This window comes from Psychrobacter sp. (genome assembly GCF_018260395.1).
GTDB lineage: Bacteria > Pseudomonadota > Gammaproteobacteria > Pseudomonadales > Moraxellaceae > Psychrobacter.
Window position 1 is genome coordinate 1 of record NZ_JAGLBC010000131.1, and the last position, 6,515, is coordinate 6,515.

Sequence of the window (6,515 nt, forward strand, 5' to 3'; positions counted from 1 at the left end):
ACTTCATGCGATATAACTCTCTTGATTCTCAATAGTGCCATAACTAACGTATAATAAGTATACTATTGAATTTTACCTTTTCACAAATAACCCTTAGCTTAAAAAGAAATAATAAGCTTAGTTGGCGATAACAGTTTATGATTCTGCTCTTAGACAATTATGATAGCTTTACCTATAATATAGTACAGTATTTACAGCAATTAGGCGCAGACGTTAATGTCGTTGAAAATGATAGGTTAACCTTACACGAGATTGAAGCTCTCAATCCTAGCGCTATTGTATTAGGACCTGGACCAGGTACGCCAAATAAAGCTGGGGTGACACTAAAATGTATTCATCATTTCGCTAACAAAATTCCTCTATTGGGTGTTTGCCTAGGTCATCAAGCCATTGCGCAGTCATTTGGTGCTGATATAGTACGGGCACCCTTAGTAATGCACGGCCGTACGTCTCAAGTATTTCACAACCAACAAGGGGTGTTTCAAGGTCTAGACAACCCTACTCAATTCACACGCTATCATTCTTTAATTATTGATAAAGACTCTTTGCCAGATTGCCTTGAAATAAGCGCTTGGAGCCGTCAAGAACCCAAGCTTGAGAACCACTCTAATCTTGAAATTATGGGCATTCGTCATAAGTCTTTGCCTATTGAAGGGGTACAATTTCATCCTGAGTCGATATTGAGTCAAGATGGACTAAAGTTATTTAACAATTTTTTAATCCAACATCATCTATTAAGTCACTAACAACCTCGTTCTTAATGTGTATAATAAAAAAACAGTCAATATGTTTAATACGCTATTTATCGTACTAATTATCTTTTTTTTCTATTATCAATTTTTCCTATTAATTAATGTTGTCTTAAAACTATGCAAAATACTACGTTAACCACTGCCCATTTATCTGATGATCAAATTCATGACATTTTGACCACCGCTTTATCGCGTATCTTAAGAAGAATTGATTTAACTCAGCATGAAATGTCTCAAATCATGACCATTATTATGGACGGTCGCTGCTCAGATGCGATGATGGGTGCTTTATTAACTGGTTTAAACATGAAGAGTGAGTCCATTGACGAAATTACAGCTTCTGCCAGTGTAATGTTAGATTATGCTCATAAAATTGAGACAGAAAACACTCCTTATCTAGTTGATATCGTAGGTACAGGGGGTGACGGTAGTAACTTATTTAACGTATCAACTGCCTCTGCATTTGTGGCAGCTGCTGCAGGATGTAACGTAGCCAAACATGGTAACCGCGGGGTATCCTCAAAATCGGGCAGCTCTGACTTACTTGAACAAGCTGGTCTGAATTTGAATATCACCCCTGAACAGACAAGACAATGTATTGAAGAAAAAAGCCTTGGCTTTTTGTTTGCGCCAAATCATCACACTGCAATGAAGTATGCTATTCCGGTTAGAAGAGCCCTTAAAGTTCGTACCATTTTCAATATTTTAGGCCCTTTAACCAATCCAGCTGGGGTGAAAAATTTAGTGGTTGGAGTGTTTACAGATACTATGTGTGAACCACTAGCATATGTACTAAAGAACTTAGGTGCTGAACATGTGATGGTAGTTGGCTCAAAAGATCGTTTAGATGAAATTAGTTTGGCTACCAGCACTAAGGTTGCTGAGTTAAAAAATGGCGAAGTTACCGTTTATGATATATTTCCAGAAGATGTCGGTATTGACTCGCAAACTTTGGTGGGATTAGACGTGTCCTCATCTGAACAAAGCTTAAAATTAATTCAAGCCGCCTTATCCGGTGAAGACACTAATGATTATGAAATTAATCAAAAGAATGTAGAAAAAGCTAGAGATATGATTGCGCTTAATGCTGGTGCTGCTATATATGTGGCAGGTCTAGCCAGCAACTTACCTAATGGAGTGAATCAAGCCCAAAACATTATCCGTAGCGGTAAGGCCTTACAAAAAATGAAAGAGTTGGCAGCCTTCACACAATCATTCTGACACACAATCATTCTGAATTAAGAGCTATCTAATTGAACGCTATGATGATCAACTTCGATAAATTGCTTTTATCAGTTGATACTTATTTGATATTTTATTTTCTTTAATTTTTAGCTGCAATATATGAGTAAATTATGACCCAAGATGCCATTCCTTCTATCTTAAAAAAAATTGTTGATACCAAAAAGTTAGAAGTTGCCAAAGCCAAGTTAGATAAAGATTTTAGCAGCATAAAGGCGGAAGCCGAAAGCATGTTAAAACAAGGCAATGCGCCACGTCGTGGGTTTGCGAATGCTTTGATAGCAAAACAGGATGCAAAAATTCCTGGTATCATTGCTGAAGTTAAAAAGGCATCGCCTTCTAAAGGCATTATTTCTCCAAATTTTGATCCAGAAAAAACTGCTAAACAGTATGAACAAGCCGGTGCTGCTTGTTTGTCTGTGCTAACCGATGAACAGTATTTCCAAGGTCATAATCATTACCTACAATTGGCAAAGGCTGCATGTAACTTGCCTATATTGCGTAAAGACTTCATGATTGATAGCTATCAAATCTATGAGTCTTACTTAATGGGCGCAGATTGCATTTTGCTAATCGTTGCTTGCCTAGCAGATTCAGTAATGTACGAGCTTCATAAAGTAGCCTGTGAGCTTGGTATGGATGTATTGATTGAGGTGCATACCCTGCAAGAGCTTGAGCGTGCATTAAAATTACCAGAGTCAAATTTTAATATTTACGGTATTAATAACAGAGATTTAAATACTTTTAATACTGATCTTGAAACTACGATAAGATTAAAAGCCTATATCGATAAGCAGTCTACACGTCCCAAGCTGTTAGTGACGGAAAGCGGTATACATAGCATTGAAGATATGCAGCTTATGTTAGCCAATCAGATCAATAGCTTCTTAATAGGTGAGCAGTTTATGAAAACTGAAAACCCAGGTGACGCACTTGCTAACTTATTGCACTCACTTTAAAATCTCCAAGATTGCAATTATATATTCATTACATTCAAGCGGTAATTATTTATGTCAAACTCTCTATTCTCAAAAGAAATGCAAGATCAGCTTAAAGAGCTAAAAGGCGAACTAAGTAAAGGACGTGCTCCTTCACCCAATGATCCTCAGAATGAAAAGCCCACTGATCCAGTTTCATTGCCTACCAAAAAGCAGGTGGATAAGACGGTAAAACAACTCAATAGCGAACATGTTGACAATGAAAAAGTATTATTTCTTCAAGCAATGTCAGGGGTTCAGCCTATTAAAGATAACAATACGTTGTCCGATGTATCCAAGCCGAAATCAACTAAACCAGACGCAGCGACTTTATCCAAACGTGCTGCCGCTCAAGGTGTAGAAAGTGAGCAACTTGGCGCTGGCTTATCAGACATGCAGGCACTATTGAATCCGGTTAGTGGTGAGTCTTATCTAGTTTATAAAACAGCAACTCTTCAAAACAAAGTATTTACCCAGCTTAAACAAGGCAAATTACGTTGGTATGATGCAGTGGATATCCATGGTGCAACTATAGATGAGGCGCGAGACGCAGTAACCACATTGATTACGCAAGCCCGTAATAAGAACGAAACTGTGGTTAAGATTGTACATGGCAAAGGCTCAGATGCCGTACTTAAAACCTGTGTAAATGGCTGGTTACGTCAGTTACCTGAAGTGTTAGGTTTTTGTTCTGCCCCTCCAAAAGATGGTGGCAATGGCGCAGTTTTGGTTTTACTAAAAAAGAATAAGTCAGACGAATTATAAGGTTAATGCTAAACTTATTTGAGCCAGAATACTAATATATAAAAACCACTATGTTATACATAGTGGTTTTCATTATTTTTTCTCAAACTTATTTATAATGACTTATCTTTTTTATTTTAATCTAAAAATCTGCAGCAACTTTATCATTATATTTATCTTTATCAGAAGCCTCTACAATCATTCTTTGAGTAATTAGGGCATGCTCTACCGGATACTTCTCAACCTCTTTTAATATTTGAATAATCATTTGAGATTGCATTTCATAAAATTCTTTTAGACCATTACTCGCATACATATAGGCTCTAATCTCTATCATTAGACAATCTTGCCGTAGTTCTGCAATTCTAACCATATTCCACTCAGAGTTCGTATATTCATGCTCATCTAAGAACTTATTCATCCCTTCCAAAAAGTTTTCAATAGTTTCGGAATCAACATTTCGCTTAATATAAAGATTTTGAGAAAAGTGAAACATATCTTTAGAAGCAAAGTTCTCAATAGACATTGAGGAAAACTCACCATTAGGTACGGTCACGATAGTTCTATTTAAAGTACGTATTCTTGTTGAGCGTATCCCTATGTCAACAACTGTGCCTTCTAAATCTCCAAATTTACAATAATCTCCTACTCGAACGGGTTGGTCAGCGACAACGACCACACTACCCACTAAGTTTTCAATCATCTTTTGAGCACCAAGGGCCAATGCCAATCCACCAACACCCAGTGCTGCAATTCCTGTGGTTAAATCAAAGCCTAGATTACCAAAGATAAAGATACAGGCTAATATCAAAAGCAAGGTCTTAATTATCTTATGTAATAGACTTAAGATTGAAACTCGTTCTGTTTGGTTTTTCTTATAGCTTTGACGCTCTGCCCTACTAAAGATAGCATCGACAATTCTTAGTAATAACCAAGTTGAGGCAAACCAACCAATAATATCTTTGATCCGGTTAACTGGCTCACGCACAGTTACTGAGACGCCAGCATAAACCATAACTTCATATAAGATCAGAGAAGTCAGAACCAATGCTAAAGGCAGTACAAACTTCATGTCTATTGGTAAAGGCTTTTTACGAACTTTAGGATAATAAATGCTTAGCGCAAAATAAAGAATAGCGAAGAAAATATATGAAGCAGCAACACAGATTAAAGCCAATATTAATACTGCAAAGATATCTGCAAGGTTATAGCCACTAATCATTTTACCCTGTAAAGGCTTTAAAGTATATTTATCAATTAATGAAGGCTTGGCGGCTATATTTGAATCTTCAATAGCTTTTAAGGTTTCACTAGATACTTGCCAATATTGACCTCCATGTTCGGCTGTCTTTCTAACCAATACAAGATCAATAACTTGGTCTGGCGCAGTAATAGTGCCTACTTTTTCTAATGTAGGAGGCAACTGATCTGCTAAGTTTCCAGAAGGCGTATTGTTGATTTGTAGTTCATTGTCAAGACGTCCTCCAGTATCCAATGCCAACTTAAGCTGTCGTACCGATTCAATAGAATTCTGACCAGCATTTAAACTTAAATAATTAGCTGCTAATGAGAGATTATTTTCTCCTAATGCTTTAATAAAGCCTTGCACTGCACTTCGAGGGGTTTGGCGGCCGAATGGATCAACAATCTCTTCGACGTCTCCCTGCTCTGAAGTTTTGGTTAGTGCTGATGGCTCTGGTGCGGCATTTGCATTATTGGTAACGCTCATAACTAAAGCTAAAACCAGTCCAAACCATATTTTTAACCAAGTCTGTGGTCCAAAGCTTTTTTTGAAATCGTTAGCATTAGAGAAATTGCGAATATTAAAAGACATTTTTTTGCAGCCTAATTCTTAGATATTGAAAGTAGGGAACGCGTAGTAGTTTTATTTCTATAAGAATAGTTATATTTTTTAAGATGGTAATTTTATCATGTATACCAAGTCTTATAAGTTGTAAAAGCTTATATATCCTATTGATATTAAGTTTACTCCAAACTTAAATATCGTATGAGGTTGAAAATTTGGTGGCAGCTTTTAGATGTTGAACCATATTAAGTAAAGCATGAGTAGAATTCGTTAATTAGATATTTATTTTTACAAAATATAAGAGATAATACCCCTATTATTTCCTCCGTGTAACTAATGTTGATAGACTAGGTAACTCATGAAAACTATTTATAATCCTCTATATAAAAGCCTGCTTGAAGTATTTAACCGCAATCCTGTTAGTAAAATCTCTTTTGGGCTGATGGTAACTGCCCTAACCTGTATGCCTGCTATGGCTGCTCAGGATGAAGGCGTTGTAGATAATGATATGCCTAGAGTCACCTTGCCAGCCATTACGGTTACTGCAACACGTACGCCAACTGCCGTTAACAATACTATTGCTCAAATTCGAGTCATTGATAGTGAAGATTTGAAACGCTATCAGGGTCAGACTGTCATTGACGTCATTAAAAAACTACCAGGGTTTAGTTATTTCTCTAATGGTGGTATGGGTACCAATAGTAATTTCTATCTTCGTGGCTATGATAGTAAACAAATTTTAGTTTTAATCGATGGCGTTCGTACCAGTTCAGTTTCTACCGGACAAGCTGCGTTAAGTTTATTACCTGCAGATCAGATTGAACGTATAGAGGTTTTATATGGTGCTTCTGGTTCTAGTATCTATGGTGCTGATGCGATGGGCGGCGTAATTCAAATTTTCACGAAAGGTACTAATGTCAACAATAGTCAGTTATCAGTAACTGTAGGTGCTGGATCACATGATCAATTTTTGTATGGTGCAACTGCTCAGTT

The 6,515-nt window shown here is 36.9% G+C and carries 6 protein-coding genes; 5 read left to right on the forward strand and 1 reads right to left on the reverse strand.

Going from position 1 to position 6,515, the window contains the following annotated elements; translation table 11 throughout:
* Positions 1-137: 137 nt before the first annotated feature.
* From QZ265_RS09085 to QZ265_RS09100, 4 genes are all read left to right on the forward strand, one after another.
* Positions 138-746 carry an aminodeoxychorismate/anthranilate synthase component II gene (locus QZ265_RS09085; protein WP_296405494.1) on the forward strand — a complete coding sequence of 203 codons (609 nt, stop codon included), beginning with the start codon at positions 138-140 and terminating at the stop codon, positions 744-746.
* Between the two features lie 123 nt (positions 747-869).
* Positions 870-1,973 (forward strand): anthranilate phosphoribosyltransferase, encoded by a 1,104-nt coding sequence (trpD, locus tag QZ265_RS09090; protein ID WP_296405496.1) that lies wholly within the window; start codon positions 870-872, stop codon positions 1,971-1,973.
* A gap of 134 nt (positions 1,974-2,107) precedes the next feature.
* A complete protein-coding gene (gene trpC, locus QZ265_RS09095; RefSeq protein ID WP_296405497.1) occupies positions 2,108-2,953 on the forward strand; it encodes an indole-3-glycerol phosphate synthase TrpC in 846 nt (281 codons plus the stop codon).
* A 51-nt stretch (positions 2,954-3,004) separates the two neighbouring features.
* Positions 3,005-3,736: a Smr/MutS family protein gene (locus QZ265_RS09100; protein ID WP_296405499.1), complete on the forward strand. Its 732-nt coding sequence runs from the start codon at positions 3,005-3,007 to the stop codon at positions 3,734-3,736.
* Between the two features lie 121 nt (positions 3,737-3,857).
* Here the strand turns inward: QZ265_RS09100 and QZ265_RS09105 are convergent, their stop codons facing one another.
* On the reverse strand, positions 3,858-5,549 hold the full coding sequence (locus QZ265_RS09105; RefSeq protein WP_296405501.1) for a mechanosensitive ion channel family protein: 1,692 nt from the start codon (positions 5,547-5,549) through the stop codon (positions 3,858-3,860).
* A gap of 331 nt (positions 5,550-5,880) precedes the next feature.
* Between QZ265_RS09105 and QZ265_RS09110 the strand changes: the two genes are divergently transcribed.
* On the forward strand, positions 5,881-6,515 hold a 635-nt coding region (locus tag QZ265_RS09110; protein ID WP_296405503.1), incomplete at its 3' end, for a TonB-dependent receptor plug domain-containing protein.

Excerpts from the sequence above, each read along its gene's own strand:
- QZ265_RS09085 (WP_296405494.1), top strand. The coding sequence starts at position 138 with ATGATTCTGCTCTTAGACAATTATGATAGCTTTACCTATAATATAGTA.
- trpD (WP_296405496.1), top strand. The coding sequence starts at position 870 with ATGCAAAATACTACGTTAACCACTGCCCATTTATCTGATGATCAAATT.
- trpC (WP_296405497.1), top strand. The coding sequence starts at position 2,108 with ATGACCCAAGATGCCATTCCTTCTATCTTAAAAAAAATTGTTGATACC.
- QZ265_RS09100 (WP_296405499.1), top strand. The coding sequence starts at position 3,005 with ATGTCAAACTCTCTATTCTCAAAAGAAATGCAAGATCAGCTTAAAGAG.
- QZ265_RS09105 (WP_296405501.1), bottom strand. The coding sequence starts at position 5,549 with ATGTCTTTTAATATTCGCAATTTCTCTAATGCTAACGATTTCAAAAAA.